Source organism: Niallia sp. NCCP-28 (genome assembly GCF_023168165.1).
In the GTDB taxonomy this organism is placed as follows: domain Bacteria; phylum Bacillota; class Bacilli; order Bacillales; family Cytobacillaceae; genus Niallia.
This window is the reverse complement of sequence record NZ_BQYJ01000016.1, coordinates 23,965-50,378: the sequence shown is the minus strand read 5'-3', so window position 1 is coordinate 50,378 and position 26,414 is coordinate 23,965. Positions and strand designations below refer to the sequence as shown.

Here is a 26,414-nt window from a genome sequence, read left to right as displayed (position 1 = left end):
ACAAAATTATTTACTTGATAGCGTCTTCCTTCTGCCTCTCCTGGATCTACAATTCCATAGCGGTCTGTTTCATTATCCGCTACTGTCTGCACACCAATTACAGATGCATGTGTTTCTTCATATTGATCAATTAATTGTTTTAAGCACGGAGTATCGCCTTGGACAATATCATCTCCCAAAAGAACAGCAAATGGCTCATCGCCAATAAAGCTTTTTGCACACCATACAGCATGTCCTAATCCTTTTGGTTCCTTTTGGCGAATATAATGGATATCTGCTAGGTTAGAAGAATATTGAACTTTCTCAAGAAGGTCCATCTTGCCTTTTTCCAACAAGTTATTTTCTAATTCGTGGGCATAATCGAAGTGGTCTTCAATTGCTCTTTTTCCTTTGCCTGTTACGATAATAATATCTTCAATTCCTGATGCAATTGCTTCTTCCACAATATATTGAATGGTTGGTTTGTCCACAATTGGCAGCATTTCTTTCGGCATTGCTTTCGTTGCAGGCAAGAATCTCGTTCCAAGTCCAGCCGCTGGTATAATCGCTTTTCTGACTTTCTTCACGTTCCTATATTCCCCCTCTTGATTATCTTCTTCTATTTTTTCAAATACATGTAAATAAGTACATTAAAAGTAAAATTATCATAACATTTTTCCCTGTCCTTGAAAATACTTATTATTTTGGGATTTAAAGGGAAGAAGTTCTTATTCTATCATTATTTTACTATATATTTTAATCTATGCAAAGATATGCAGGGATTTTCATAGGATAATAGTAGTGAAATATAGGAATAAATAGGGAAAAAATATTTTTTCCCTATACTAAATACTTTTAGAAATTAGCTTATTTTTCACATGCAATCCATTTCTGATGCCAAGGCAAATAGTAATAATAGACAATAAAGTAAATCGGAATGCTAAAGAGGAGATTCCAATGATTTTGCTTCATATAGCCAATAGCAGTGACCGTTCCTTCTACTATTAAAGACAGCAGCATAAACAAAAGGACTAGATTCCATTTTCTATCTCTTTTTAAATAATTTAAATAGATGACAGCAAGAGAAGATGGGATAAATGTATAGGTAATCATCTCTCCCAGGCCAGATATTGTCCCGTCACCGAAATCGACTAAGTTCAAAAAGCCTGCAAAGATGTTATCTGCCACCCAAGTCATAAGCCCTACAACCCCAATAGTGATATATATTTCTCTCCATTTCATTGCTTTTTTCTGCATAAACACTATATACAATAACAGAATACATGCAATAATGATTGGGAGCCACATACCTTCTGCTCCTAAATCGAGATTTTTAATGAACTTGTCCATTTTTATCACCTACAAAATGATTATGTTTGTAGTATAGACAAAAACTTTTTTATTATTCGACAAGTTCCGACGAAAGCTTTATATTGTGAGCATAAAAAAAACACCCTATTAAGGATGTTTTTTAATGATACCTTCTTTTATCTTCCAGCTCTATATCAACACAATGGTCCAATTGTTTATTCCATAATTCTTCCTCAATATCTTCTTCAACAAATAGTGGCTTTTCTGTAAGTTCTGCAAAATAATTAAACAGCTTTTCTAACATCTAAAGCACCCCATTTCATCATAATACTAATCTATACCCTCATTTTAGAAAAGTATTGTTAATATTGTAGGGACTTTTTATGAATAATTTGTTAAGATATTAAATTTTATTTAGAAAGAAAACTTTTTTATTATTCGGACCGCCCAAATGTTTAACAAAGACTTTATTGCCAGACTAATAATCGTATGATACCAATTCCAGCCGTTTTTCCACTTTATTAATTTTGTTTTTTGGGCAGCCCAAACCTCTACTGTAAAAATGCCAAGAATCAGCCCTATCACCTTAATAAAGGTCATGGCACCCCCATCTTTTTCCGTTACATTATTCAAAAATACCGATGCTGTTGGATACAATAAATAATCAAATGCCACATTTTTTTGAAACAGCTTGGGCATAAACCGAATCGGATATTCCAATTTTTTATGATTAACAAGGTATTGATCCAGCCAGCCATTTGTTATTGCATTTAATAAATAAGCAATAAGTCCATATTTTAAAGAGTTTTTTCTTAAAAGAAACGGAAGAAGAATTATTGCAGCTACGGAGACCCCTCTTAAAAAGTTCTTATCAAATATATTTCTTGTCATATTGATTACCTTTGTTTTATTTTCGACATAATCTTCTTTCTAACAACAGAAAAAAGCTGTATTTTTAATTATTTCTTTTTAAAGTAGTATATCTCGCAGGAAAAAATGTATACATCATAGAGAAATTTGTAGAATCTTGTCAAACTAATTTTCTGAAAAAAATAATATTTTCTTGTAAAATATGATTAAAACCTTTAATTCAGGAGGATTTATGAATAGGATCATCGCTAGCAAAGAACACTTAGATCAAGAATGGATAGAACTCCTGTTAGTCGCTCGTGAAATAGGATTATCTATAGAGGAAATACGGGATTTCCTCCAAAAAAAAAGTGCATAGAAAGAAGCCTTTTTGGTATTTTGTCCTTTTTTCTATGCAGCTTACTATTGAGTTTTTTTCTTATAATCTAGAAAATACGTCGCTTTTTGTCGAATAATCGATAAATAGTAAAAACTGAAAATAATCACAAAAAGAGAATGCAAAAGGTCTCTTACTCCCCCTCTATTCGTCTCCTTTCATTGATTAAAATCCGTTAGTCTCGCATAAAACTGTGTCAAAAAATCGTAAAATAGCTTTTCTGTCGGAAGCAATTCTCGCTGCGTTGGAGAAATGACGCCAACTGTCCGAGTAATCTGTGGTTCCATTAATGGAACTTTCACTGTGGACCGAGGAATGGTATCTACTAACGTCACTTCTGGCATTAAAGCAACGCCAAGTCCTGCTGATACCAATCCTTTTAATGCATCAATATCTTGCCCTTCAAAAGAAATGTCTGGCAAAAACCCTTCTTCCTGACATGCATGGTCAACAATTTCACGAAAAACAAATCCTTTTGGCAAGACAACAAAGGAATCATTCATCAGTTCTCTTAGGCGGATTGATTCCTTTTTCGCAAGAGGATGATGAATTGGCAGCAGTGCAACAATATTTTCCGTAAATAATATTTTGCGGTTTATTTTTTTCTGTTCATTTGGCATTGGGGCAATCATCGCCAGATTATATTCCCCTTTAATGACGCCTTCGATTAAATCCCGATTAAGCGCCTGCACCATCTGAAATTTCACCTCTGGATAGCGTTTGCGAAAGGCAAAAATTACAGATGGCAATGTATGCGCAGCTAAGCTTATTTGGAAAGCGATGCGGATTGTCCCCTTTTCTGGAGCCAAATATTCCTTCACTTCTCGTGCAGCTTCGTCCATTAGATTCATGCCATGTTTAATGCGTTCAAGAAAGATTTTTCCAATCGGCGTCAATTTCACTCTTCTGCCATCACGCACAAATAAATCTACTCCAAGTTCGCTTTCTAAATTAAAAATCTGCCTGCTTACAGATGACTGGGCAACATGCAGAGCATCAGCTGCTTTTGTTACATGCTCTCTTTTTGCCACTTCCATAAAATAACGAATTTGTCTAATTTCCACCGTACTTGTTCTCCCTTCTCTTCATGCATAAAACGCATCAACTATATCGTTTCTTAATATTGAAGCGATTACTACCTAAAGTATAGAATTAAATCAAAACTAAATAAAATTTTTTAAATTTTAAAAAAACAAATTAAAATAAATATGGATGGAGATTGATGATACATGAAAACATTAAATAAGCATCTGCCAAAAACACAGTATGTCCATGAATATGTGGATCAAGTGTTTGAAACTGTAAAGAAGCGAAACCCAAATGAAATGGAATTCCAGCAGGCGGTTAAAGAAGTTTTTTACTCATTAGTGCCTGTTCTCGAGAAAAACTCTCATTATATCCAACAAGCCATTTTAGAAAGAATCGTAGAGCCAGATCGAATCGTTTCCTTTAAAGTGTCATGGGTGGATGATCATGGCAATGTGAAAGTAAACCGCGGATTCCGTGTTCAATTCAGCAATCATATTGGCCCATATAAAGGCGGCCTGCGTTTCCATCCATCTGTTAATGCAAGCATTATTAAATTTTTGGGCTTTGAACAAATTTTCAAAAACTCTTTAACTGGACAGCCAATTGGAGGCGGAAAAGGCGGTTCTGACTTTGACCCTAAAGGCAAATCTGATGCTGAAATCATGCGTTTTTGCCAAGCGTTTATGACAGAGCTCAGCAAATATATCGGTCCAGATGTGGATGTTCCAGCAGGTGATATCGGTGTTGGCGCAAGAGAAATCGGTTATATGTTTGGACAATATAAAAAACTGCGCGGCGCATATGAAGCTGGTGTCCTGACAGGAAAAGGAATTGGCTATGGCGGAAGTCTTGGCCGCAAAGAAGCAACAGGATATGGCGCGGTCTACTTTGTGGAAGAAATGCTAAAAGACGCTGGAGAAAGCTTTAACGGCAGCACAGTTGTGGTATCTGGTTCTGGAAATGTTTCGATTTATGCAATAGAAAAGGCAATGCAGCTTGGCGCCACTGTCGTAGCATGCAGCGACTCTAACGGCTATATTTATGACAAAGGCGGCATCGACCTTGCAACCGTTAAAAGATTAAAAGAAGTGGAAAACAAACGAATCAGCGAATATGTAGATGAACATCCTGATGCTATTTATATGGACGGATGCACTGGAATTTGGTCCGTTCCTTGTGATATTGCCCTGCCATGTGCGACTCAAAATGAAATTGATGAAAATGCTGCTGCACTTTTAGTTTCAAATGGGGTGAAAGCAGTTGGCGAAGGTGCCAATATGCCATCTACACTAGAAGCAATCGATGTCTTTTTAGAAAATAACGTATTGTTTGCACCAGCGAAAGCAGCAAATGCAGGGGGAGTTTCTGTATCTGCATTAGAAATGGCGCAAAACAGCGCAAGGCAATACTGGACATTAGAAGAAGTCGACAGCAAACTTCACGATATTATGAAAAATATTTACACAAAAAGCAAAAAAGCAGCAGAAGAATACGGCTATGCAGGCAATTTAGTTATCGGCGCAAACATCGCAGGCTTTGTGAAAGTTGCAGATGCCATGATTGAGCAAGGGATTTGATTTTCAATTGTTAAATAGTTTGGCTTTTTGTCGAAAAATAGCTATCTGAAGAAAAAATGGAGCAACTTGCCGGAAAACTGCAGCAAACTGCTCTAAAATCGCAGCAACAAGGCTCAAAACTACAACAACTTGTATCTAGCTAAAAACTACCTATACTTCCCAGATAGGTAGTTTTTTTTTACGGCAAAAGATTCATTATAAATAAATCAGCTCTTTTATCTTGCATGATGTGAGATTTCCTGACAACTAACTATACATTTTGTATGAATTTTGCGAAAATAAAGATACTAAAGACTTTGATGAGAAGGGATTACTATCTTTAGATGCTAACATACAATAATTTTATTTTATTAATCAGCTTCTTTGTTATTTTACCCATTTTTGGGGCAGTCGCTTTGCTGTTTATTTTCTTATTCGAAGAGCGCATTGAAGTTCTAGAACAGACAAATAAAAAAATAAAAATAGAAAGTGAACTTCGCCTAGCAGTATACAATCAGCTCAATCAGCAAATTCAGCCCCACTTTTTATTTAATACACTTAACGTAATCTTAGGATTAGCCAGATTAAAGCGAACCGACGAACTTGTTCGCTCTCTAGAAGTCTTTTCCCTCTTTATGAAATCCAAATATCAAACAAATGATTCCTTAATCCCGATACAAAAGGAATGGGAGTATACGATGTACTTTATTGAAATTCAAACGCTCCGTTTTCGTGATCGCTTAACGCTCGAACTGCAGATTGAAGAGGAGTTGCTAAAATGTTATATTCCTCCATTTGTTATTCAAACATTAGTAGAAAATGCTTTTAAACACGGCCTCGAAAATCAAATGGGACAGGCTCTATTAAGAATCGATTTATACAGCGATAATGGGAACATCCTATTAAAAGTAATGGACAATGGCTCAATGGAAGATCATATAAATGAACCTTCATCCACAACTGGACATGGCCTTTCCAATATTCAACAGCGAATGAAATTCTTTTTCGGCAATAATAGTAAATTGACCATTACTTCAGAGATAGGAGATGTCACAGAAGTTCAAGTTATTTGGCCCATGAAAACAAAAGACGAACTAGAGGAGGTATTAAGATGAATATCTTATTAGTAGATGATGAATTTGTCATGTTAGAGCAGCTTGAAATGATGCTGCAAAACAAATTTCCGAAATGGAACATTTATACAGCAATAGATGCTAGCCAAGCACTAACAAAGGCGAAAGAGCATAAAATTCATTTGGCATTTTTAGATATAAAGCTCCCAGGAAAGTCAGGGCTCGATTTAGGAAAAGAATTAAAAGATATTCATGCACAGATAGATTTGGTGATTATAACAGCATACCAATACTTTGATTATGCAAAACAATCAGTGCGAATAGGAGCTATTGATTTTCTGACAAAACCAATCATTGAAAACGAGTTAAATCATGTATTGAACAAATATGAATCCATTTCTTCTTATTCTCCTCCTATCAATGATGCATTAATTTATATCCAAGACCATTTCTCAAACCGTATAACATTATCTGATGTTGCAAAGCATGTGCATTGTAACGCTACCTATATCAGCAGAAGATTTACAGAAGAAGTAGGCATCAATTTCAATGAATATTTAACAAATTATCGAATTGAAATGTCAAAGCAATACCTTATCTCCCATATGGATTGGGCCATTTCGCAGATTGCCGAAAAAGTAGGATTTAGCAGCCAGCATTATTTCAGTACGATATTCCGCAAGGTCGTCCACGTGTCTCCTAAAGAGTATCGTGAAAGGGAATTAGCAAGTTGAGCAGACTAGCAAAAGACCGAATAGGCTCCATTGGCATTGGCTTAGGAATTGTAGTTATTATCGCAAGACTGGTTGCTTCTCCTTCTATTGTCGCTACACCACAAGCAATCACAAACTATGGTGTTATAACTGGTCTAATTTTTTCTATTGCAATGTTTGCTGCTTTATCCACTTTTGGCTATTTCAGCAAAAAAATACGAACCCAAGCTTTTAGCAGTGCAGCTACCATCGGTGATTTCTTAAAGGAAAAGGTAACAACATTCGATTATAAATTTTTTCTTGGAATTATTGTAATTCTCTCTATTCAAGGGCTGCTTATTCAAATGATGCTGATTACAAGTTTGCTTGATTTAATTGTAAATATCCCAATAAAGCTATTATTTTTTTTCCTTTTCTCCTTTTTAATACTTACTGTCATTCTATATGGAAATAAAGTAGTTAATATACTTGCGCAATGGCAAATATGCTTATTATTTGCTGTTATTATCATTTATCCAGTTTATTTGTTAATTCAAAAAGGAATTGAGCCAATTTATAAGGGGGTTCGTTTATATCACCCCTACTTATTGATTATGTTCCGGGATGACTCCTTTTTCTTTTTAATCGTTAGTTTCTTGATTGTCTGCGGCTATATATTTTTAAATCCAGCGTTATGGCAACGATGCTATCAGCTGAGGGCAGATAAAGTAAGAAGGGCTTTTGTCTATTCTTCCTTTATCGGCAGTGTCATTCCTATTTCTTTTATTTGCATATATTTGCTTGTATTTTATCAAGGAGGATTTATCGTTTTATCATCTATCTCAAAAGTATTAATCCAATCCAGTGCACCCTTTTTGCTGTCTCTATTGTTTTTAGGAGCAACAGCTGCTTTAACAGCAACACTCAGTTCTGATCTTTTTTCTATTCTTTCTTTAATAAAAAAGAATATTTTTCAAGATTACACTTTTTCAAAGAAAAAACAAATATATTCCACGATTTTTTTATTGATTTTCTTTATAATGACAACCTATTTTATATACAAAGGATATTCTCCAACATTTCTTGATGTATTTTTCTTTACCGGAATTATTCAAGTAGCTATGCTTCCACAATTAATTCTTATCATTTGTCATAAAGGAAGAATAAAAGAATCTTTAGCCAGCGGTACACTATTTGGAATTATAGCTGGATATGCTATATATACACCATTCGGTCCACTTTCTAGCATTATCATAGCATTTTGTTGCTCTTTTCTCTCTATTGTCTATTTTTTCTTAAGGAGGAAGAACAAAATGAGGTTATTATTAAAGACCCAGAAAACCCCCTTTTCCTAATAAAAAAGGGAGTTTTTGTTTTTATCCGCTAACAAATTTCTCTTGTGAAATCAGTGCTCCTTTTGAAAATACAGCTTCCCTATTTGGAATAGAAGCCATTGCATGCTCGATTGATTTTGCCTCGACAAGCATAAAGTCGGCATCTTCTCCAATCATCGGCGTAATTGATTTACTTGTAATCAAGGAGAATGCTTTCCTTAAATTTTCATCTGTTATCCATCCACATTTTTCTGCTAATCTAGAAGCTCTTTGCAGCATATCTCCATTGCCAAATGGAGACCAGGAGTCACGAATATTGTCTGTTCCTAGCTGAATGGCTACTCCTTCTTCCAGCAGGTAATCTATAGGCGGCATCGGACGATCAATCGGGACACTAGAAATAATGGAGATTTGATTTTCCTTTAATGCAGCCAATGTACCTTGCAACTCTTGCTTATCAAGCATCCCTAGACAATAGGCATGACTAACAGCAACATCCCCTTGTTTATTGGCTTGCTGGGTATAATCTGCCAATAATTCAATCGTGTATTGACCAAGATGTCCTGGCTCATGTAAATGAAGATCCATGCCAGCTTTAAACTCTGTACTCAGCTCAAACATAGCATTTAAACTTGCTTCCACTCTCCTATCTAGGCCTGCTGGGTCCACTCCTCCTACTAAATCAGCACCATTTCGCATGGCTTCTTTCATGATTCCAATCGAACTCGAGCGCAGGAGTCCTTGCTGAGGAAATGCGACGATTTCGATGTCTATTTTGTCCTGCAGCTCTTCTTTTAATAAAAGAATTGCTTCTAAATGCTTTAAACCAATATCTGGATCGATATCTACATGTGTACGAAGTTTCGTTGTCCCTTGCATCATCATTTTCTCTAATAGAACAGCAGCCCTTGTTTTCACTGAGTTTTTTAAAGAGGACATCATATTTTTTTCAAACTTCAGCTGGTTTGGCAATGTTGTAAAAGGCTGTAATGATTTCCATTCTTCCCCCAGAAAATGTTTATCTAAGTGACAATGCATATCTGATAAAGTAGGCAGATATAATAATCCTTTTGCATCAAATGTCTCAATTGAATTATTCCTGTAGCTTCCAGCTGATACGATGCATCGAATAGCCCCATTCTTTATTTCTATATCCCAAATTTTTTTGTCAAACTTTACATTTTTTATAAGCTTTTCCAAACTTTCTCCTCCCTTTTAGCATTTCACCATATTAAAAAGCTCTTGTTGCATGTTTGTTGTTGCTACTTTGACGCCTCGCTTCCACACATATTTCCTTTCTGGTCGATTGATCAAACAATCTCGTACGGAAGCTGCCTCCATTAATACTAAATCGGCCTGTGCGCCCTCTTGTATTCCATAGTTTTGTATATTAAGTGCTTTGGCAGCTCTAGTAGTTGTCATTTCCACTAGCATATCCGCATCTTGCTTGCTCCCGAAATAAGCGGTTTGCGCAAGCAGCCAAGCAATATCGAGGGGGTCCCCTTTGCCAAAAGGAGTAAAGGCATTTTGGATATTGTTTGTCCCAAAGATAACATTACTTCCATGCTCAAGCAAAAGTTGCACAGGTGCTATGCCCCGACGTATTTTTTCCTGATCTCCTCTTCCATTTAAATAAAGATCTGTTGCAGGAAGGGTAATAATAGAAAGATCTGCTTTGGCAATCTGTTTGGCAACTTCAACAGCATGTTCATACAAAACTGATCCTAAGGATGTAACATGCCCTGCAGCGACTTGGCCTTGCAAACCTCTTCTAATTGTCTGTTCCGCTATCTTTAAAATACTTAAATCTTGTGGATTATCCGAAAAATCCGCATGAAAATCAACTGGTTTTCTGTATTTTTCTGCAAGATGGAAAACATAATTAATATGCTCTTCCATATCTCGATCGTTATAAGGAATTCCTCCGACTATATCTCCACCCATTCTAAGAGCTTCTTCCATTAATTCAGCAGTGCCTGGCTGAGTAAAGATTCCTTCTTGTGGAAAAACAACAATTTGCAGATCAATTAGATGGCAAAAGCTCTCTTTTAACTCGAGCATTACTTCCATTGCTTTTAATTGAAGAATCGGATCTACCTCAACATGACAGCGCAAATGTGATACACCATTTAGAACCGCGTTCTTTAATACTTTGATAGAGCGCTCTTTTATATCTTCTTTCGTAAACTGGGATTTAAGTTCTGCGGTTATCCGAATAGCATCCCAAAGTGAACAAGCATCTTCCTTCATTAAAGAAAGCATGTATGCTTTCTCTAAATGAATATGTGGCTCTATCAATCCAGGAAGAAGCAAGCTCTTCTTTGCATCAATTATTTCTTTCGCTGCTAGGTTATCTATGCAGCAAGCAGGCATTACCGATACAATCTTTCCCTTATCTATCGCTACATTCATTAAGCTATCATAATTAGGAATTCTAGCATTTGAAATGACTAAATCCACCTTGCTCCCTCCCCTTCTCTATCAAATATATATTCTTATCTAAAAACAGATGTCTCTGTGCTAATCTTTTCATTAACTTCGAACATTTTGCCTTTATGCAATACATAGGCAATTTTTGATTTTCTTGCGACTGTTTCTGCCGAACAAGTAGCATTAACCAATACGATATTTGCTTTGTCTCCAATTTTTGGCCATACTTTTGTGCCGCTTGCATTAAGTGGTGTCCTATTATTGGTAATATAGCCTAATGACTCGGCAAGTGAGCGCTCATCAGTCCATCGGTAATACTCTCCAAGTCGGCCTACGCGCTCCAAAATGTCTGCTGTTCCAAAGGATCCCCAAGAATCAAACATGCTGTCACAGCCAAGCGCGACCGAAACCCCCTTCCTTTTTAAAAGAAGAAATGGGGGAATAGTTGTGTTTGCTCGCATTGGTGCAGTAGATTTTAGTCCCACACCAAGTTCAATAAATCGATCTGCCACTTCTTCTGCTTCCTCCTCAGGAATTCCCCCTAATGCAAAGCCATGACTGATAGAAGCGCGATTAATCCATCCACTTTCTTCAATCATTTCAAATAGCTTATTCATTGTATAGATTCCTAAATAATCCCCATCATGCAAATGCATATCAATATCTGCATTTGCTTCTACTGCTATATCCATCATCATTGCTAAAGAACGCTCAATATAGCCATCTACTCCTCCTGGATCAAGCCCCCCAACTATTGTTGCCCCTTCTTTCATAGCTTTTCTCATCAGCTTTTCTGCATCTGACCTAAGTAGACCATGTTGAGGAAATGCCACAATTTCATATGTAAGGCGATTATCGTATTCACTTAAAGCTTCACGGACATATTCTAAATGTTTTAGTCCAACATATGGATCAATGTTCACATGTGTTCGAATATGGGTAGAACCTGCATCTGCTATTTTTTCTATTAGGAGCTTTGCTCGTTCCTTCACTTTAGCAAGTTGGATCGGCAATATTTTCGCTTCATCTTCTAACCGCTCGATTAGATTATTAACGGGATTTACCGCTTTCCACTCTCCACCAATATAAGATTTGTCTAAATGAAAATGACTTTCCTGAAACGATGGAAGAGCAAGAAGCTCACGCGTATCAATTTTTTTCCGTTCATCCTGAATTTCCTCTGAGGCTTTTTTGATATCCTCTATCTTGCCATCTTGTATGAGGAGATGATGCAGCTCGGTTATAGTTCCTATCACTCTCCCATTATCTGTTTTATAGCCTGTTTCTAAGCGAACATTTGTCAGCCAATAAGCTTGCTCCATTACTTGACTCCTCCTTGCATCAAATTTTCCTTCCACTGATCCTGAAATACAATATTTCCTTTATAAAAAACCATGCTGCTTTTCGCTCTCAAAGCCACTGCTTCTGCGGAACAAGTAGCATTTACTAAAATTGCATCTGCCTTATCTCCAACTTTTGGCCATACTCTATGGCCATTGTGATCCAGCGGCGTTATTCCACCAGTTATATACCGAAGTGTTTGTCCGAGCGATTTTTCATCCGTTAAGTTAAACCTTTCAGCAAGTTTGCGGGCAATTTCAATAACAGCACCTGTACCAAAAGGCGACCAATGATCCACTAAATTATCTGTCCCTAAATCAATCTTTACTCCCTTCTCTGCCAAAAGCGGAATAGGAATAGTAGAACGCATCGGTACAGAAGAAGCAAGGCTAATTCCTGATCCATTCAAAAGCTCAGCAATCTCCAATACTTCCTTTAAAGAAGCAGTTCCTAAACAATACGCATGGCTTATCGTTACCCGATTTTGCCAGCCTGCCTCTTCTATTAACTTTGCCAAATATTTAATGGTAAATATTCCAAGGGCACCAAGTTCATGTAAATGTATATCTATATCCGCATCTGCTTCTACTGCTATATCCATTGTTGTATAAAGTGAATTCTCAATATTCCCATCAAATGTGCCAGGGTCGACCCCTCCAACGATAGTGGCACCACTTCTCATTGCCTCTCGCATCAGTTTCTCAGAATTGCTTCTAAGTAAACCATGCTGGGGAAATGCCACAATTTCTCCAGCTATTCCCCCAGAAAATTCCGTTAATACTTGACGTGTAATAGCCAGATTTTCTAATTGACTTACCGGTTCTATATTGCAATGTGTTCTTACCCTTGTTGTTCCATTAGCTAAAAAATGCTGCAGCATTTTCTCTGCGCGGAGATGGGCAGTAGACTGCATCTTTGGCAAAAGCTCCTTTTCTTCTTCAATGCGCACAAAACGGTTTTTGACAGCAGTTACCGCTTTCCATTTTCCGCTAAAATAAGTTTTATCTAGATGAACATGCATTTGTCCAAAAGACGGAAGCAATAATTGTCTATTGGCATCTATGCTAGAAATATTGACGTCTACTGGATGACCCGCAGGAATTATTTTTTGGAAAATCCCATCTTTTACATAAATGTGAAAAAGACTAGCAGAAGTTGCTGCTATTTGATTTTTTTCTTCTATATATCCTGTTTCTAGAAGAACATTTTTAATATAAAAAGCCATATATTTTCCTCCGCTTTGATTTATGCACTTTTATTAAATAGGGTCATTCTAAGGAAAATCATCTATTTATTGGAAATGACCCTATCTTCTTTATTTAATCGTTACATTCATTAATTGAAGATAACCTGCTGGAGTAATTTCAACTCCACCGACATTTTCTCCTGTAGCTGCAACATTCTCAAGCGTTCGAACTGGAATATATAGGGCATCCTTTAATTCAATTTGCTGCAATTCTTTATATATCTCATCACGCTTTTTGCTGTCCGTTACAGCACGTCCCTCTTCTATAAGAGCATCAACTTTTTTATTGTCATAAAAGAAATAGTTTCCAGTAGCTCCTTTAGAGGCGCTGTAAAACAGGTTATATTGATTGTAATCACCATCTCCCGTTGCATTTCTCCATGCAGAGATAAACATCTCAATATCCCCTTTTGCGGCCGCTTCATAAAAAGTTCCTGCTTCCATTACATTTATTTTTAAATCAATGCCTATTCCTTTTAGCTGGGACTGAAGCACTTCTGCCAAATTTTGTCGCTCGCGCAAATCTGTAGTTGAGATAGTAAGTTTAAATCCATCAGGATAACCTGCTTCTTTCAGCAATTTCTTCGCTTTATCAATATCATAGTCATAGCTTGGCAAGTCATCAGAATATCCTATTACTTTTTCACCTAATGTAGATTTAGCTGGTTTGCCTATTCCATTAAAGACGCCATCTATTAATGTACTCCGTTCCACTGCATAACTGATTGCTTGTCTCACGCGAACATCATTAAGGGGCTTCGCTTTTGTATTAAAGCCAATCCACTCTGTTCCCATTGAATCGCTGCGATATAAATTCATATTAGAAGAAGATTCAATTCTTTTGACTTCAGAGAAAGGGATTGGTTCTGCCACTTGAGCTTCTCCTGTTTCTAGCATCGCAATTCGAGTAGAATCTTCTGGCGTAATCTTCCAAACAATCTTATCTGGTTTTCCTGGTTCTCCCCAATAATTTTTATTCTTCTCTACAACAATCTCTGATCCCGGTGTCCATGACACAAATTTATACGGGCCTGTTCCAACAGGATGCTGACCAATATCCTTGCCCATTTCATCTAATGCCTTTGGACTTTGAATGGCTCCTTCATGACTTGCCAAGTTGGAAAGAAGCGGTGCAAATGGTTCTTTCAAATGAAATCTCACTGTATACTCATCTACTACCTCTACTTCTTTAATAGAACTGAACATAATAGCTCTTGGAGATGCCACTTGCGGATCTTGCGAACGGTCAATTGTCTTCTTTACTGCTTCTGCGTTAAATGGCGTCCCATCATGAAATTTCACATCATCTCTTAGTTTAAACTCCCATATTAAGTCATCTAGCTGCTCCCAGCTTTTGGCAAGCATCGGTTCTATTTCTCTATCTTCATTATATTGAACTAAGTTCTCATACACATGATGGTAAACAATACTAACAGTGGAAATGGAGGATGTAAATTGAGGATCAAGACTTTCAGCATCTGACTGTCTTGCTACTACAAGCGTTCCTCCAGCCGTTCCCTCCTTTGTTCCTTCTACTTGTTTTGCTGTTTCATCTGAACTGCAAGCTGTTAAAAAAACAAAAATCAATAAGACTATAAGCATTAAACTTTTCTTCATATTCTTCTTCCTCCCTTTTTGATTTGCCTAGAAAATTTTGTTTCATCGTTGTTTTCGCAACTTCTACAATCATTATAAACGGACTATTTTTAGAATTTTTCTAAAATTTTTACATTTATTTTCGATATTTTTACAATAATCAGATAATATATTTACTTCCACCTTTTTTTTTATTAATTTTTGTACAAGCATTATTTTATATAAGGAGGAATGAACTTTGAAACAAGAACTGGCAGAAATTCAACCTGCTATACACAGGGGAAAAATCCCAAAAAGAAAAAAGTGGATGTCTATACAGCTCATGTTTTATCGAAACAATCAAATGGCTTATATTGGCGCGATTATCATTCTGCTATTTTTTCTTATGGCAGCATTTGCCCCTATTCTATCACCATATGACCCTTATAAAATCGATCTGACTAAAACAATGCAGCCACCTTCTATGGATCATTGGCTTGGCACAGATGATAAGGGAAGAGATGTGCTAAGCCGACTTATTTATGGTTCCAGGCTGACTTTGCTAGTTGGCATCGCTTCTTTGGCTTTTGGAGGCGCTATTGGTACAGCGCTTGGCATGATTGCCGGTTATATAGGGGGAATCGCAGATACCATTATTATGCGTATAACAGATATACTCCTTGCTTTTCCTGGCATTCTTCTCGCTCTTGCCATTGTAAGTGCTCTAGGCCCTAGTTTAATGAACGTAGCTATTGCTGTTGGAATATTTAAAATTCCTATTTTTATTCGAGTTGTGCGGGGAACTGTTCTTTCTATTAAGAATCTGGAATATATCGATGCTATCCAAGCATTAGGTGCAAGCCACTTGCGCATCATCACCAAGCATATTTTTCCAAATATTTTGTCGCCGATTATTGTACAAGTAACATTAAATTTAGCAACAGTCATCCTATCCACAGCTGGCCTGTCTTTCTTAGGATTAGGAGCACAGCCGCCTTCCGCGGAATGGGGAGCAATGTTAAGCAATGCTCGATCTTACTTCTTCACTGCACCATATTTGCTTATCTTCCCAGGACTTGCAATATCGCTTTTAGTTTTGGGATTTAATTTATTTGGTGATGGTCTTCGGGATGCCCTTGATCCCAGAATGAAAAAATAAGGAGGATTTACGTGCTTACTTTTATCTTAAAACGCATTATCCAAACCATTCCTATTATGTTAGGTGTTATTTTTATTATTTTTCTCATTATGCATCTTGTACCAGGAGACCCTGCCACCCTAATTGTTGGAGAAAGTGCTCCTCCAGAGGTAGTGGAAAAAGTAAGAGAAGAGTTAGGGCTTAATGAACCATTTCTTATACAGTATTTTCATTACATCGGAAATGTTTTACACGGAGATTTTGGATTATCCTATCGCTCCAATCGTCCTGTTATTGATGAAGTCATGTTCCGTTTGCCGACCACACTTGCATTATCCCTTGTATCTATCTTGATTACGATTTTTATCGGTCTTATTGCAGGGATTGTTTCTGCAACAAAACAAAACTCATGGTCTGATCGAATATTAATGATTGTTTCGCTTATCGGCGTCTCCTTTCCGAGTTTCTGGATCGGATTGATGCTAATCTATATTTTCTCTGTTAAATTAGGACTTTTGCCAACATCAGGATGGGGAACCGTTCAGCAAATGATTCTTCCTGCTATCACGCTTGGCTTAATGGGTGCTGCTGTGGTCGCTCGTATGACACGTTCAAGCATGCTAGAGGTCATTCGCCTAGATTATATTCGAACAGCAAAAGCAAAGGGCTTGCGCGAAAACATTATTGTTTATAAACATGCCCTTAAAAATGCCCTTATCCCTATCATTACGGTTATTGGCTTACAATTTGGCTCCTTGCTGAGCGGCGCTGTTATTATTGAGTCTGTTTTTTCTATCAATGGATTAGGGAGAATGATCGTCGATGCAATCAAAATGCGGGACTTGCCTGTCGTGCAAGGTGGCGTTCTCGTTGCTTCGTTGCTTTTCGTTTTTGTGAATTTACTAGTGGATATCTTATATCGGAAATTTAATAAACGAACAGATGCAGCTTAGAAAGGGGGAATTACAATGCAAAATAAAGAGATAATTCTTGAAGTGAAAAATTTACGAACTTATTTCCAAACAAATCAAGGAATTAATAAATCAGTTAATGGCGTCACATTTAATGTATATAAAGGAGAAACTATTGGATTAGTTGGAGAATCTGGGAGTGGGAAAAGCGTTACTTCCCTATCCATTATGAGGTTATTGGATACTATGCATGGACATATGGTGGAAGGAGAAATTAAGTTTAAAAAAGATAATTTACTAAAAAAAAGCGAAAAAGAAATGCAGGCGTTAAGGGGAAATACCCTATCAATGATCTTTCAAGAGCCCATGACCTCATTAAATCCTGTCTACTCGATTGGAGAACAAATTGCGGAAGTATTTAGAAGACATCATAGTCTTAATAGAAAACAAGCTTGGGAAAAAGCAGTTGAGATGTTGAAATTAGTTGGAATTCCTTCTCCAGAAAAAAGGGCAAAGCAAGAACCTTTTGAATTAAGCGGTGGAATGCGGCAACGTGTGATGATTGCCATGTCCCTTGCCTGTCAGCCCAGTTTATTAATTGCAGATGAGCCTACTACTGCATTGGATGTTACGATACAGGCACAAATACTAGAACTAATGAAAGATTTACAAAATAAATTTGGCATGGCTATTCTGCTTATCACCCACGATATTGGAGTAATCGTTGATACATGTGATCGTGTGGCGGTTATGTATGCTGGACAAATTGTCGAATCTCTTTATGTAGATGACTTATTCGAAAATGCCAAACACCCTTACACAATCGGATTGCTTCGATCAATCCCACGCATGGATAAGGAAGTAGACATGCTAGAAGCGATGGAAGGATCTGTTCCAAGCCCAAATGAAATGCCATCAGGCTGCCCCTTTTCTCCCAGATGTGCCTATGCAAAGGATATTTGTATAAAAAGAAATCCAGAATTCACACAAATTTCCAAGAATCATTCTATAAGGTGTTGGATATATGAGGACAGCTGTAAACAAACAGAGGCAGTCACTAAGGGGGAAAGGTAAGATGGAAACATTATTAAAAGTAGACAAACTAAAACAATATTATCCTATTAAAGGCGGAGTACTCGAAAGAACCGTCAACCATGTAAAGGCTGTTGATGATATTAGCTTCACTTTAGCAGAAGGAGAAACATTAAGTATCGTTGGAGAATCAGGCTGCGGCAAGTCTACAATCGGCAGAGCAATTCTTCGGCTGGTGAAATCAACCACTGGAAAAATTGAATTTCTTAACAAAGATTTACTTAAAGCAAATGCTAAGGAACTCCGTGAAATGCGCAAAAATCTGCAAGTTATCTTTCAAGACCCATTCGCTTCCCTAAATCCTCGACAAAAGGTAGGCAGTATTCTAGAAGAAGCCCTTATTATTCACAAAAAGGGTTCCAAATCCGAGCGAAAGCAGCGAATAATAGAACTTTTAGAAAGTGTGGGCTTAAGCGAGCATGCGATAAACCGTTATCCCCATGAGTTCAGTGGAGGACAAAGGCAGCGTATTGGCATTGCCCGGGCCCTAAGTGTGGAACCTCGTTTAATTATTTGTGATGAAGCAGTTTCTGCACTGGATGTTTCTGTACAGGCACAAGTCCTTAATCTATTAAAAACTTTGCAAAAAAAACATAAATTAGCCTATCTTTTTATTTCCCATGATTTAGGCGTCGTCAAGCATGTTTCTGATCGTGTAATAGTCATGTATTTAGGAAAGATTGTTGAAATCGGGGACAAAACAGACATTTTTAAAAACCCAAAGCACCCTTATACAAAAGCCCTTTTATCTGCGATTCCCTCTACTTCTTCTGCTGAGAAACAAAAAAGAATCGTACTAAAAGGAGACATCCCATCACCAATCGATCCACCTGTAGGCTGCCGTTTTCATACAAGATGTCCTTTTGCAACAAGCGAGTGCAAAACTTTGGAACCTGAGTTAAAAAAAGTGGGCGTAAATCAAAGTGCTGCATGTCATCTAATATAAACATTTTGATGGAGGAGGAATGAACAGATGAGAACAAAAGTGAAAGCTGATTATGTAATTGGATATGAAAATGAAAAGCATATCTTACTAAAAAATTCAGAAATAGTGTATGAGGGAGACACTATCCTTTATGTGGGGCCCTCTTTCCCTAAGACAGTAGATGCAACAATTGATATGGGAAATGCCATACTTAGCCCTGGCTTTATTGATTTAAATGCTCTTGGTGATATTGATCATGATTCTATTCATACAGAACAGCCAAAACATATGCAGGCAAATCTATTATGGTCAAAAGAGTATTATGATAACGGGCCAAAGGAGTTTTTTTCCGCAGAAGAAGAAGCATTTAAATCATTATATGCCTATGCTCAGCTTGTTTTGAATGGCACTACTACCGCCATGCCGATTACATCTGTATTTTACAAACGATGGGCAGAAACTTTGGAGGAGCTTGAAGCCGCTGCTCAACATGCGGAAAAACTTGGTTTGCGCATCTATTTAGGTCCAAGTTATCAAGGGGGAATGCGAATCGTATCAGAGGATGGCGAAATAACGGTGGCATTCAATGAAAAAGAAGGACAGGCTGGTCTAGAACGCGCTGTTCAGTTTATTCAAAAATATGATGGAGCTAGCGGCGGCCTTATTCGTGGAATGCTGGCTCCAGAAAGAATTGAGACCCAAACGCCAACACTGCTCCAACAAACAAAAGCGTACAGCAAAGAATTAGGAGTTCCGATAAGGCTTCATGCAGCGCAAGGTAAATTTGAATATGATTATATAACAAAAACATATGGAAAAACGCCAATTGGTTATTTATATGATTTAGATTTTTTAGATCAGAATACAGCAATTCCTCATTGCACCTTTACATCTGAAAGTGTAGGAGATACAAATATTTATGGTTCTGACTTAGAGCTGCTTAAAGAAACACAACCTACCATTATTCATTGTCCTCTTATTATTGGACGGCATGGCACAGCATTAAAATCATTTGCAGCATATAAAGAAAAAGAAATCCCTCTCGCTATTGGTACAGATACTTTTCCGCCTGATATGTTTATGAATATCCGGACAGCTTCTATGCTATCTCGTATTGTAAATGAGGGGAAAATGGAGAATTCTAGATTTAGAGATATTTTTTACGCTGCGACAATTGGCGGAGCTGATTTCCTAGGAAGACCCGATTTAGGAAGACTTTCTCCAGGGGCCAAGGCAGATTTTATTGCCATTGATCTTTCTGGATTTCACATTGGGCCAATTGATGATCCCTTTATTACCATGTGTATGGCTGCAACAGGAAGGGATGTTGTTCTATCCATCATCAATGGAAAAATAGTAATGAAAGACCGCCAACTTCCAGGGATTAATTTAGATGATTTAAAGAAAAGAGCGCAATCTTATTTTCAAAAATTAAAAGAAAGCTACTTAGAAAGAGATTATCAACACCTTGGACAAACAAAGCTTTTTGCTAAAGGGCTATAAAGTACAATCCAGAAGCTACTTAGATACAGAACTGGAAGATTTTTATCGATTTTTGTCGAAAAATAGCTATCTGAAGAAAAAACGAAGCAACTTGCCGGAAAACTGCAGCAAACTGCTCTAAAATCGCAGCAATCATACAAAAAAGAACGATTCCCCCATGCCTTCCTGAGGGAATCGTTCTTTTTTCCATTCACAACACTTTATTTTTATTATAAATATCAAATGCGACGGCAAAAAGGAGCACAAGTCCTTTGATTGCTTGCTGCCAGTCGATGCCAAGGCCGATGATGCTCATGCCATTGTTCATTACACCCATAACAAGTCCGCCAACAATGGCGCCTCCGACTGTGCCGATGCCGCCGTATGCACTAGCTCCCCCGATAAAACAAGCAGCGATGGCATCCAGTTCAAAAAGATTGCCGGCTTTTGGAGTGGCAGCATTTAATCTTGCCGCAAAGATCAGTCCAGAAAGAGCAGAAAGGACTCCCATATTGACAAATACCCAAAAAGTTACTTTTTTCGTTTTGATTCCTGATAAACTTGCCGCTTTTTCATTGCCGCCAATTGCATATACATGGCGGCCTAGTACGGTTTTTTTCATCACAAAACTGTACAGCAGAATCAGCGCAAACAATATAATTAAAATCGTTGGAATTCCTTCATAAGTCGCGAGGATATACATAAATACATTCAGCAAAACAACCATTGCCCCAAGCTTAACGGCAAATAAGCCTTTAGAAGATACGGCGAACTGGTAACGAAGCTGCGTTTTGCGCAGGCGCAGTTCGCTGATGATATAAATAATCGAAAATAGAATGCCAATTGCAATCGTCAATAAATGAAGAGTGTCCCCTCCAAACAAGTCAGGGATAAATCCAGAGCTGATATCTTGAAAGCTTTTTGGATAGGGCGCAACAGATTGCCCCTTTAAGACAAGCATCGTTAATCCCCGAAACAAAAGCATGCCAGCGAGTGTCACGATAAAGGCGGGAATTTTTACATAAGCAATCCAGAAACCTTGCCATGCCCCAATTAATCCCCCAAGCAGCAAGGATAATAAAATCGCAAGAGGTACACTCATCCCATGATTAATGATCAGAATTCCTGATATTGCTCCAACAAACGCAGCGACAGAGCCGACTGACAAATCAATATGACCCGTAATAATGACAAGCACCATGCCAATCGCAAGAATTAGAATATAACTATTTTGCAAAATCAAGTTTGTGATATTTAAAGGCCGCAGCAGAATCCCTTCTGTTAAAAACTGGAACAGCAGCATAATCAAGACTAGCGATGTAAACATGCCATACTGACGAAGATTATTTGTAAGCAAATATAAAATTTGTGCAACTTTACCTTTTGGCTGTTCTTGCAGTGGCAAACCTGGTTTCACCTTCTTCTCCCCCTAATCTCTAGTCATATATTTCATTAGATTTTCTTGCGTTGCCTCATTCTTGGAAAGCTCGCCGGTGATTTTGCCTTCGCTCATCACATATACTCTATCGCACATGCCTAACAGCTCAGGCAATTCTGATGAGATAAGCAAAATTCCTTTTCCTTCCGCAGCTAAAGCATGAATAATCGTATAGATTTCATATTTGGCGCCGACATCAATGCCTCTTGTCGGTTCATCAAGCATAAGAATATCCGGATCTGTTAATATCCATTTGCTGAGCACAACCTTTTGCTGGTTGCCGCCGCTTAAATTGCCTGTTTTCTGCAAGATGCTTGGACTTTTTATATTCATTTTGCTCCGGAAGTTTTCTGCTTCTTCCACTTCCTGCTGCTCATTAATGACAAGCCTTTTTGATATTTTTTTTAAGCTGGATAAGGAAATGTTTGTTTTAACATCTTCTATTAGGATCAATCCATCATTTTTGCGGTCCTCTGTTACATAAGCTAGTCCTTTGAAAATAGCATCAGCCACATTTTTTATGGCTAGTTCTTCGCCATTTTTGTACAGTGCCCCTGTAATTTTTGTTCCAAAGGACCTGCCGAAAATGCTGCGCGCAAGTTCCGTTCTTCCAGAACCCATTAATCCAGCAATGCCGACAATTTCCCCTTTTTTCACTTGAAGATTAATTGATTTTAAGACCTCCCGCTCCCCTTGGAAAACATGCCAGTCCCTCACTTCAAATATCGTGTCGCCAATTGTTGGCACACGGACAGGATAACGATTCGTCAAATCTCTCCCTACCATTCCTTTAATGATTCGATCTTCTGAGATGCCATCTTGCACTTCTAATGTTTCGATTGTTTTGCCGTCACGGATAATCGTAATATGATCAGCGACTTTGGCAATCTCATTGAGCTTGTGGGAAATCATAATGCTTGTCATCCCCTGCTTTTTAAACTCAAGCAGCAGATTTAAGAGATTGCTAGAATCCTCTTCATTAAGTGCTGCTGTTGGTTCATCCAGTATCAAAAGCCTTACCTTCTTTGCTAGTGCTTTCGCAATTTCCACCAGCTGCTGCTTGCCTACACCAATAGAGGAAATCCTTGTATTCGGATTTTCTTCTAACCCCACCATCTTTAGAAGATTCCGTGTTTTCAGCACGGTTTCATTCCAATTGATGACCCCATGCTTTTTGATTTCATTGCCTAAAAAAATATTTTCGGCAATCGACAAGTCAGGAATTAATGCTAATTCTTGATGGATAATCACTATTCCTTTCGATTCGCTGTCTCGTATATCTTTAAACTTGCATTCCTCTTCATTAAAATAAATAGCTCCATCATAAGTACCATGTGCATACACACCGCTTAACACTTTCATTAGTGTAGATTTGCCTGCACCATTTTCCCCGCATAATGCATGGATTTCGCCCTCTTGTACGGATAAATTCACATCATCCAATGCTTTTACACCAGGAAACTCTTTTGTAATATGCTTCATTTCTAATATTGCTGCCATTGTCACCGCCCCTTAAAAATAGAGAAGGGCCTCTGTTTGGCAGTTTATTATAGAATCGCTTGCCAAACAGAAGCTATTTCTTTATTTGCTTAACTCTGACTCACTATAATAGCCGCTATCAATGACGATTTCTTTGTAGTTAGTTTTATCGACAGAAACCGGCTCTAAAAGATAAGCAGGCACTACTTTTACACCATTGTCATATGTTTTTGTATCATTTACTTCCGCTTCTTCCCCTTGAAGAACAGCTTGTGTCATTTCTACTGCTTTTTTTGCTAGCTCTCTCGTATCTTTAAACACTGTTTGGGTCTGTTCATCATTCATTATTGATTTCACACTAGCAAGTTCTGCATCTTGCCCAGTTACCACTGGCAGCGGCTTTTCAGCTGTCCCATAGCCTACACCTTTTAAAGAAGACAAAATGCCAATGCTGATGCCATCATATGGAGAAAGAACCGCATCGACGCGATTTTTTGTATAATGTGCGCTTAATAAGTTATCCATGCGCGCTTGTGCAGTGGCCCCGTCCCAGCGCAATGTAGCACCTTGCTTAAACTCTGTCTGCCCGCTTTTTACTACTAATTTGCCAGAATCCATATAAGGTTCTAGCACACTGATTGCCCCGTCAAAAAAGAAATAGGCATTATTGTCATCAGGTGAACCGCCAAACAGTTCAATATTAAATGGCCCTTTTCCATCCTTTAATCCTAATTTATCGACAATATAGCTTCCTTGCAGCACACCCACTTGGAAGTTATCAAATGTGGCATAATAGTCGACATATTCGCTTTTTTTGATTAAGCGGTCATAGGCAATAACTTTAATATCTTGTTTATGGGCTTTATCTAACACATTTGTCAGTGCCTCCCCATCAATGGCGGCAATTACGAGTACATCCACACCTTTTGTAATCATATTTTCAATTTGTGACACTTGATTTTCCACCACATCTTCTGCATATTGAAGATCTACTTTATAATCTTGCTTTTCAAATTCTTGTTTCATATATTTGCCGTCGCTGATCCACCGCTCCGAAGATTTTGTCGGCATGCTGATGCCTACATATCCTTCCTCTTTGCCTCCGTTGCCACCACCGCTTGAACAAGCAGCCATGGAAAAAACTAATACAAGTACAAATAATGATGCGAAAAGCCTTTTCATCCTTTCTCCCAACCCTTCTTGTTTAATAGATTAAAGTATGCGCTTTCATTTTTAAAAATAAGTTTGTCACGGTGGCAAACCCCACTATTAACTGTATGTACACCTATTTTTGATTATGCCGGAAATTTGTACGTACAAAATTGTTTTTTGGGATGAGTGATGGATTTAGAATATGGTCTCGTTTTCTAGTAGCTTTGTATACATTTTGATTATGAAAATAGTAGAGGGACAGCACATAGATATTGCTGGAGGTTTTTTTATAATAGGAAGATAAGTGCTGTGATCCTATTGTTTATTCATTTCTTTTTCCTCGTATGGTTTTTAGTTCATTTTCCATTTTTCTGGATTTTTGTATAGAAAAAAGGCAGAAATAATCTTCTGCCTTTAAGCCGCTCCAAACATTTTTAAAATACTTACAATCAAAATCCCTATAATTCCAAAATCTGAGTCTCCAAAGGTTGTTCCTTCAAAACCTAACTCTCCCATGAAGATTAATAATAATGCCGGTATAAAACTAATAATGATTCCATTTGCAAATGCACCAAGCATTGCTCCTCGTCTGCCGCCAGTTGCATTTCCAAATACCCCAGCTGCTGCTCCTGTAAAGAAATGGGGCACTAAACCTGGAACAATTACCTTTAATCCTACGACAGGAAGCAAAAACATGGATAGAAGTCCTGCTACAAAACTAGCTAAAAATCCAATGATTACTGCATTTGGTGCAAAGGGAAAAATAGTTGGGCAGTCTAGAGCTGGTTTTGTGTTTGGAGCTACCTTTTCAGCAATCCCTTTAAACGCAGGAACGATTTCAGCAATCAGCATACGTACGCCTGCTAGAATAATATATACTCCTGCAGCAAACGTAATAGCTTGCATAAAGGAGAAAACAATAAAGTTTGATCCGCCGGAAAGTTCTGATTCTATAAAGGTGCGTCCAGCAAATAATGCAACAATCACAAAAAACAATACCATAGTAAGAGACACCGCTACTGATGTATCTCGCAAAAATCCAAGAGATTTGGGAACTTTAATATCTTCCGTTGTTTTTTTCTTGTTTCCAAACCATTTCCCAACGGTTGCCGATACAAAATATCCGATTGTGCCGAAATGTCCAATGGCAAAATCATCGCTTCCTGTTATCTGTCTAACATATGGCTGAAGCATTGCCGGGAATAAAACCATACATAACCCTAAAATAATGGCACCGATTACTACAAGGGGTGCACCATGCAATCCACCGACAGATAATGTAGCAGCAATTAAGCATGCCATAAATAATGTATGATGTCCTGTTAAAAAGATGTATTTAAATGGTGTAAATCTTGCAAGGAGGATATTAACAATCATCCCGCATACCATAATAAGTGCAGTTGCTGTTCCAAACTCACTTTGAGCGGCAGCAGTAATTGCCTCGTTGTTCGGTATTACACCTTCCACATTAAAAGCATGGTCAAACATTTTTCCGAATATATCTAATGATCCGATTAAAACAGTGGCCCCAGCTCCGATAATAAGAAAACCCATTACCGTTTTTAACGTGCCGGATACAACTTCTGCAATAGCTTTGCGCTGCAATAGCAATCCAACTAAAGCAAAGAGTCCCACTAATATGGCCGGTGTTCCCAATATATCATTCATAATGATGTCTAACATAACCTCTAACCCCTTCACCGATATATTTTATAGGTGTGCTTCTAGTTTTGACGTAATTTCCGGTATGCTCATCATATTTTCTAATGTTACGATTGTTCGGCTTCCATCATCAAGCTGCCCGACAATATCTGCTGCCCCTATATAAATATCCGCCTGAACTGTTCTTGCTGATGTTAGGTCTGTATGATCCACTTCCGCTGTTTTTCCCATTTCAGTCAATGCCTTTTTCACATTCATTTCCATAATAAAACTGCTTCCTAGTCCATTTCCGCAAACAACCATAATTTTCATCATATTTCCTC

Annotated in this window: 25 protein-coding genes; 10 read left to right on the top strand and 15 right to left on the bottom strand. The window is 37.8% G+C overall.

Annotated features, from left to right (window positions below; all coding sequences use genetic code 11):
* The 4 genes from NCCP28_RS22235 to NCCP28_RS22220 form a co-directional block, all read right to left on the bottom strand.
* On the bottom strand, positions 1 to 566 hold a 566-nt coding region (locus tag NCCP28_RS22235; RefSeq protein ID WP_248563390.1), incomplete at its 3' end, for a UTP--glucose-1-phosphate uridylyltransferase.
* A 280-nt stretch (positions 567 to 846) separates the two neighbouring features.
* Entirely contained in the window at positions 847 to 1,329 is a 483-nt protein-coding gene (locus tag NCCP28_RS22230; RefSeq protein WP_248563389.1) for a hypothetical protein, read from the bottom strand.
* Between the two features lie 121 nt (positions 1,330 to 1,450).
* Entirely contained in the window at positions 1,451 to 1,594 is a 144-nt protein-coding gene (locus NCCP28_RS22225; protein ID WP_248563388.1) for a hypothetical protein, read from the bottom strand.
* A gap of 110 nt (positions 1,595 to 1,704) precedes the next feature.
* Positions 1,705 to 2,181: a CBO0543 family protein gene (locus NCCP28_RS22220; protein ID WP_248563387.1), complete on the bottom strand. Its 477-nt coding sequence runs from the start codon at positions 2,179 to 2,181 to the stop codon at positions 1,705 to 1,707.
* Between the two features lie 211 nt (positions 2,182 to 2,392).
* Between NCCP28_RS22220 and NCCP28_RS22215 the strand changes: the two genes are divergently transcribed.
* Complete coding sequence (locus tag NCCP28_RS22215) at positions 2,393 to 2,518, top strand: anti-repressor SinI family protein (RefSeq protein ID WP_248563386.1); 126 nt, start codon at positions 2,393 to 2,395, stop codon at positions 2,516 to 2,518.
* 176 nt (positions 2,519 to 2,694) lie between these two features.
* Here the strand turns inward: NCCP28_RS22215 and gltC are convergent, their stop codons facing one another.
* Positions 2,695 to 3,600 (bottom strand): glutamate biosynthesis transcriptional regulator GltC, encoded by a 906-nt coding sequence (gene gltC / locus NCCP28_RS22210; RefSeq protein ID WP_248563385.1) that lies wholly within the window; start codon positions 3,598 to 3,600, stop codon positions 2,695 to 2,697.
* A 165-nt stretch (positions 3,601 to 3,765) separates the two neighbouring features.
* On the opposite strand from gltC, the gene gdhA reads away from it, so the two are divergent.
* From gdhA to NCCP28_RS22190, 4 genes are all read left to right on the top strand, one after another.
* Positions 3,766 to 5,142, top strand: a complete 1,377-nt coding sequence (gene gdhA / locus NCCP28_RS22205) for an NADP-specific glutamate dehydrogenase (protein ID WP_248563384.1) — start codon at positions 3,766 to 3,768, stop codon at positions 5,140 to 5,142.
* 323 nt (positions 5,143 to 5,465) lie between these two features.
* Complete coding sequence (locus NCCP28_RS22200) at positions 5,466 to 6,236, top strand: sensor histidine kinase (RefSeq protein WP_248563383.1); 771 nt, start codon at positions 5,466 to 5,468, stop codon at positions 6,234 to 6,236.
* Entirely contained in the window at positions 6,233 to 6,928 is a 696-nt protein-coding gene (locus NCCP28_RS22195; RefSeq protein ID WP_248563382.1) for a response regulator transcription factor, read from the top strand. Before NCCP28_RS22200 ends, NCCP28_RS22195 begins: the two co-directional genes overlap by 4 nt.
* Positions 6,925 to 8,241, top strand: coding sequence for an SLC5/6 family protein (locus tag NCCP28_RS22190; protein ID WP_248563381.1), 1,317 nt, complete (start codon positions 6,925 to 6,927; stop codon positions 8,239 to 8,241). Before NCCP28_RS22195 ends, NCCP28_RS22190 begins: the two co-directional genes overlap by 4 nt.
* A 21-nt stretch (positions 8,242 to 8,262) precedes the next feature.
* Here NCCP28_RS22190 and NCCP28_RS22185 read toward each other — a convergent pair whose 3' ends face one another.
* The 5 genes from NCCP28_RS22185 to NCCP28_RS22165 form a co-directional block, all read right to left on the bottom strand.
* Positions 8,263 to 9,420 carry an amidohydrolase family protein gene (locus NCCP28_RS22185; protein WP_248563380.1) on the bottom strand — a complete coding sequence of 386 codons (1,158 nt, stop codon included), beginning with the start codon at positions 9,418 to 9,420 and terminating at the stop codon, positions 8,263 to 8,265.
* A 15-nt stretch (positions 9,421 to 9,435) separates the two neighbouring features.
* On the bottom strand, positions 9,436 to 10,680 hold the full coding sequence (locus NCCP28_RS22180) for an amidohydrolase family protein (RefSeq protein ID WP_248563379.1): 1,245 nt from the start codon (positions 10,678 to 10,680) through the stop codon (positions 9,436 to 9,438).
* A 35-nt stretch (positions 10,681 to 10,715) separates the two neighbouring features.
* The gene (locus NCCP28_RS22175; protein WP_248563378.1) at positions 10,716 to 11,972 is read right to left on the bottom strand and encodes an amidohydrolase; all 1,257 of its coding nucleotides are present in this window, start codon (positions 11,970 to 11,972) and stop codon (positions 10,716 to 10,718) included.
* The gene (locus NCCP28_RS22170) at positions 11,972 to 13,216 is read right to left on the bottom strand and encodes an amidohydrolase (RefSeq protein ID WP_248563377.1); all 1,245 of its coding nucleotides are present in this window, start codon (positions 13,214 to 13,216) and stop codon (positions 11,972 to 11,974) included. Before NCCP28_RS22170 ends, NCCP28_RS22175 begins: the two co-directional genes overlap by 1 nt.
* A gap of 90 nt (positions 13,217 to 13,306) precedes the next feature.
* Positions 13,307 to 14,854: a glutathione ABC transporter substrate-binding protein gene (locus tag NCCP28_RS22165; RefSeq protein WP_248563376.1), complete on the bottom strand. Its 1,548-nt coding sequence runs from the start codon at positions 14,852 to 14,854 to the stop codon at positions 13,307 to 13,309.
* A gap of 238 nt (positions 14,855 to 15,092) precedes the next feature.
* Between NCCP28_RS22165 and nikC the strand changes: the two genes are divergently transcribed.
* From nikC to NCCP28_RS22140, 5 genes are read left to right on the top strand one after another with little or no spacing between them, the layout of a single operon-like run.
* Complete coding sequence (nikC, locus tag NCCP28_RS22160) at positions 15,093 to 15,971, top strand: nickel transporter permease (RefSeq protein ID WP_375709444.1); 879 nt, start codon at positions 15,093 to 15,095, stop codon at positions 15,969 to 15,971.
* An 11-nt stretch (positions 15,972 to 15,982) separates the two neighbouring features.
* The gene (gene nikB / locus NCCP28_RS22155) at positions 15,983 to 16,903 is read left to right on the top strand and encodes a nickel ABC transporter permease (RefSeq protein WP_248563375.1); all 921 of its coding nucleotides are present in this window, start codon (positions 15,983 to 15,985) and stop codon (positions 16,901 to 16,903) included.
* Positions 16,904 to 16,918: 15 nt separating this feature from the next.
* The gene (locus NCCP28_RS22150) at positions 16,919 to 17,935 is read left to right on the top strand and encodes an ABC transporter ATP-binding protein (RefSeq protein ID WP_248563374.1); all 1,017 of its coding nucleotides are present in this window, start codon (positions 16,919 to 16,921) and stop codon (positions 17,933 to 17,935) included.
* Between the two features lies 1 nt (position 17,936).
* Positions 17,937 to 18,899: an ABC transporter ATP-binding protein gene (locus NCCP28_RS22145; RefSeq protein WP_248563373.1), complete on the top strand. Its 963-nt coding sequence runs from the start codon at positions 17,937 to 17,939 to the stop codon at positions 18,897 to 18,899.
* Between the two features lie 27 nt (positions 18,900 to 18,926).
* The gene (locus tag NCCP28_RS22140; RefSeq protein ID WP_248563372.1) at positions 18,927 to 20,381 is read left to right on the top strand and encodes a chlorohydrolase family protein; all 1,455 of its coding nucleotides are present in this window, start codon (positions 18,927 to 18,929) and stop codon (positions 20,379 to 20,381) included.
* A 190-nt stretch (positions 20,382 to 20,571) separates the two neighbouring features.
* Here the strand turns inward: NCCP28_RS22140 and mmsB are convergent, their stop codons facing one another.
* From mmsB to NCCP28_RS22115, 5 genes are all read right to left on the bottom strand, one after another.
* Positions 20,572 to 21,687, bottom strand: a complete 1,116-nt coding sequence (mmsB, locus tag NCCP28_RS22135) for a multiple monosaccharide ABC transporter permease (RefSeq protein WP_248563394.1) — start codon at positions 21,685 to 21,687, stop codon at positions 20,572 to 20,574.
* Positions 21,688 to 21,789: 102 nt separating this feature from the next.
* Positions 21,790 to 23,298, bottom strand: a complete 1,509-nt coding sequence (mmsA, locus tag NCCP28_RS22130) for a multiple monosaccharide ABC transporter ATP-binding protein (RefSeq protein WP_248563371.1) — start codon at positions 23,296 to 23,298, stop codon at positions 21,790 to 21,792.
* 81 nt (positions 23,299 to 23,379) lie between these two features.
* On the bottom strand, positions 23,380 to 24,459 hold the full coding sequence (gene chvE / locus NCCP28_RS22125; protein ID WP_282579599.1) for a multiple monosaccharide ABC transporter substrate-binding protein: 1,080 nt from the start codon (positions 24,457 to 24,459) through the stop codon (positions 23,380 to 23,382).
* Positions 24,460 to 24,843: 384 nt separating this feature from the next.
* The gene (locus tag NCCP28_RS22120; protein WP_248563370.1) at positions 24,844 to 26,112 is read right to left on the bottom strand and encodes a PTS ascorbate transporter subunit IIC; all 1,269 of its coding nucleotides are present in this window, start codon (positions 26,110 to 26,112) and stop codon (positions 24,844 to 24,846) included.
* Between the two features lie 27 nt (positions 26,113 to 26,139).
* Positions 26,140 to 26,406, bottom strand: a complete 267-nt coding sequence (locus NCCP28_RS22115) for a PTS sugar transporter subunit IIB (protein WP_248563369.1) — start codon at positions 26,404 to 26,406, stop codon at positions 26,140 to 26,142.
* Positions 26,407 to 26,414 lie beyond the last annotated feature (8 nt).

What these genes read in the sequence shown, in the direction of transcription:
- NCCP28_RS22230 (WP_248563389.1), bottom strand. Translation starts at nt 1,329, where the DNA reads ATGGACAAGTTCATTAAAAATCTCGATTTAGGAGCAGAAGGTATGTGG.
- NCCP28_RS22225 (WP_248563388.1), bottom strand. Translation starts at nt 1,594, where the DNA reads ATGTTAGAAAAGCTGTTTAATTATTTTGCAGAACTTACAGAAAAGCCA.
- NCCP28_RS22220 (WP_248563387.1), bottom strand. Translation starts at nt 2,181, where the DNA reads ATGACAAGAAATATATTTGATAAGAACTTTTTAAGAGGGGTCTCCGTA.
- NCCP28_RS22215 (WP_248563386.1), top strand. Translation starts at nt 2,393, where the DNA reads ATGAATAGGATCATCGCTAGCAAAGAACACTTAGATCAAGAATGGATA.
- gdhA (WP_248563384.1), top strand. Translation starts at nt 3,766, where the DNA reads ATGAAAACATTAAATAAGCATCTGCCAAAAACACAGTATGTCCATGAA.
- NCCP28_RS22200 (WP_248563383.1), top strand. Translation starts at nt 5,466, where the DNA reads ATGCTAACATACAATAATTTTATTTTATTAATCAGCTTCTTTGTTATT.
- NCCP28_RS22195 (WP_248563382.1), top strand. Translation starts at nt 6,233, where the DNA reads ATGAATATCTTATTAGTAGATGATGAATTTGTCATGTTAGAGCAGCTT.
- NCCP28_RS22175 (WP_248563378.1), bottom strand. Translation starts at nt 11,972, where the DNA reads ATGGAGCAAGCTTATTGGCTGACAAATGTTCGCTTAGAAACAGGCTAT.
- NCCP28_RS22170 (WP_248563377.1), bottom strand. Translation starts at nt 13,216, where the DNA reads ATGGCTTTTTATATTAAAAATGTTCTTCTAGAAACAGGATATATAGAA.
- NCCP28_RS22165 (WP_248563376.1), bottom strand. Translation starts at nt 14,854, where the DNA reads ATGAAGAAAAGTTTAATGCTTATAGTCTTATTGATTTTTGTTTTTTTA.
- NCCP28_RS22150 (WP_248563374.1), top strand. Translation starts at nt 16,919, where the DNA reads ATGCAAAATAAAGAGATAATTCTTGAAGTGAAAAATTTACGAACTTAT.
- NCCP28_RS22145 (WP_248563373.1), top strand. Translation starts at nt 17,937, where the DNA reads ATGGAAACATTATTAAAAGTAGACAAACTAAAACAATATTATCCTATT.
- NCCP28_RS22140 (WP_248563372.1), top strand. Translation starts at nt 18,927, where the DNA reads ATGAGAACAAAAGTGAAAGCTGATTATGTAATTGGATATGAAAATGAA.
- mmsB (WP_248563394.1), bottom strand. Translation starts at nt 21,687, where the DNA reads ATGTTTACATCGCTAGTCTTGATTATGCTGCTGTTCCAGTTTTTAACA.
- mmsA (WP_248563371.1), bottom strand. Translation starts at nt 23,298, where the DNA reads ATGGCAGCAATATTAGAAATGAAGCATATTACAAAAGAGTTTCCTGGT.
- chvE (WP_282579599.1), bottom strand. Translation starts at nt 24,459, where the DNA reads ATGAAAAGGCTTTTCGCATCATTATTTGTACTTGTATTAGTTTTTTCC.
- NCCP28_RS22120 (WP_248563370.1), bottom strand. Translation starts at nt 26,112, where the DNA reads ATGTTAGACATCATTATGAATGATATATTGGGAACACCGGCCATATTA.
- NCCP28_RS22115 (WP_248563369.1), bottom strand. Translation starts at nt 26,406, where the DNA reads ATGATGAAAATTATGGTTGTTTGCGGAAATGGACTAGGAAGCAGTTTT.